The following is a 1,736-nucleotide window of genomic DNA, read 5'->3' as shown; positions in this document are numbered from 1 at the left end:
ACGGTTTCAAACATGAGAGTCAGCGGAGTCATCATGTACTCAATCCAGACGACCAGCGCAAAAGCACCGAAAATGCCCAGAGCCTGCATCAGTGCAATCAGCCGTGAACGTGCATCGTGAGGAATCGTGAAGCTCTGACCCTTTGCCTTGACGCCGCAGAGATGAACGACAGCCACCATAGCCGCAATGCACAGCACCCAGCGCAAGAGAACCCCCGGCAACTCAGGAAGACCTCCATAAGCCCCCGTAGCGGGGTCACCCCACGCTCCGGGGACCAGAGTAATGGCGTGGGTGCCCTCGGGGAGGCTGGTGGAGGAAGCAAGCCGGTACGGCTCATAGATAACCCACCACAGAAGGCACGCTGGAATCAGCGCGGAGAGCTTACGCAGCAGAACCGGGAACGGCGCGGACTCATAGACGAGCGCCTCAAGATTGAGCCGGCGCATCAGCCGCCGAACAGGAGAAAGAGCACGCAACTCTTCTTGCTGCTCTTCCCACACCTCGGTATCCAACACCCCAGTATCAGAAGACATCATCGTACTCCCCATCACTTGAGAACTTCCTTGTTGAGCTTATTCTCACACTAGCAGAAATACCCCCCCCCGGCTAGTGCATACGCCCAAGCAAGGGAACAGAGCTTAAGGAAACAGGGCATAAGGAAAGGGGCCCCACCACAATGGTGGGGCCCCTTAGAGCCTAGAAAGCGAACTACTTAGTGGTTACCTTCAGGACAGTGGTCAGGTTCTGGTGAGCAACGCCCGGCAGACCCTTAACCTCAGCAAACTTGCGGGTGTTGGTCACGATAACCGGGGTAATCAGCGGGTAACCCGCCTCCTTGATAACCTCAGGATCGAACTCAATCAGAGCGTCGCCAGCAGCAACAACGTCGCCCTTAGCAACCTTCACGCTGAAGCCCTTACCGTCCAGGTTCACGGTATCCAGACCAACGTGAATCAGCAGCTCAATGCCGTTCTCCAGCTTCAGACCAACAGCGTGGCCCGAGGGGTAGGTTGCAGCAACCTTACCGGCAGCGGGAGCAACCACAGTGGTACCGGTCGGCTCAATAGCCACACCCTCGCCCAGCTTGCCCGCAGCAAAAATCGGGTCCGGAACATCAGACAGAGCCACAGCAGTACCCTCAATCGGGGAGTGCAGCTCAATGACCTCACCAGCGGAAGCAGCAGCAGCGGTCGCAGGGGCAGCGGCAGCAGTAGACGGAGCAGCCTTCTCAGCAGCCGCAGGAGCGGACTCCTCAGAAGCCTCAGCGGCGCGCTCAGCAGCGTGCTTCACAGCATCAGCCTTGGACTCGTAACCGAAAATCAGAACACCGGTCATAGCGCCGAAGAACGCAATAGCCAGACCAATCACGTACAGGTAAGAAGGCTGCATAGCCGGAATCGACAGCAGCGAAGTGAACGCGAAGGCATAGGACTTAACACCCAGGAAGGAAATGGTTGCGCCACCGAGCACGGCGGGAACCAGAATAATCGGAATCACACGCTTGTAGCGGAGCACCACACCGTACATCGACGGCTCAGAAATACCACCCAACAGACCGGACATCGAAGCACCAATAGCGGTCTGACGCAACTCACGGTCATGCTTTGCGCGGATAGCCACACCGGTGACCAGGCCGAACACAGCGAAGTTGTACGCACCCATCGGGGACTGAATGAAGTCGGTACCCATGGTCTGCAGGTTGTTAATCATGACAGCGTTCAGCGGCCAGTGCAGAC

The 1,736-nt window shown here is 57.5% G+C and carries 1 protein-coding gene and 1 pseudogene; both read right to left on the bottom strand.

Annotated features, from left to right (window positions below; translation table 11 throughout):
- Positions 1 to 533: pseudogene (locus Q0216_RS07775) on the bottom strand (dihydrodipicolinate synthase); the annotation flags it as partial.
- A 175-nt stretch (positions 534 to 708) separates the two neighbouring features.
- Positions 709 to 1,736 (bottom strand): glucose PTS transporter subunit IIA (locus Q0216_RS07770; protein ID WP_298594293.1); only part of this gene is annotated, 1,028 nt, incomplete at its 5' end.

It is taken from the genome of uncultured Rothia sp., from assembly GCF_937976295.1.
GTDB lineage: Bacteria > Actinomycetota > Actinomycetes > Actinomycetales > Micrococcaceae > Rothia.
This window is presented reverse-complemented; position numbering and strand designations above follow the sequence as displayed.